A 261-nucleotide genomic window follows, 5' to 3' on the forward strand; every position below is an offset into this window, starting at 1 on the left:
TAAATAACTTTTTTGCGATATCACCGAATGTGCGCCAATGGTTATTTCACCGAGGGTATATAAATTGACGTCATCGCCGACCCACGCGTAATCACCTAAGGTTAATTTCCACGGATAGGTAATTTTTACTGACGGACGAATAACTACGTTTTTCCCTATTTTTGCGCCGAATAAACGTAATAAAAATGCCCGCCAGCGATACAATACTTGTGGCGACCAGGCAAATAATGTTGCCTGTACTGCCCACCACAATTGCACTTT

At 42.1% G+C, this 261-nt stretch carries 1 pseudogene; it reads right to left on the reverse strand.

Features of this window, described 5'->3' with window-relative positions:
• Positions 1-261: pseudogene (wcaF, locus tag SB765_RS30815) on the reverse strand (colanic acid biosynthesis acetyltransferase WcaF); the annotation flags it as partial.

It is taken from the genome of Pseudomonas sp. SIMBA_067 (assembly GCF_046534675.1).
GTDB classification, from domain to species: domain Bacteria; phylum Pseudomonadota; class Gammaproteobacteria; order Pseudomonadales; family Pseudomonadaceae; genus Aquipseudomonas; species Aquipseudomonas putida.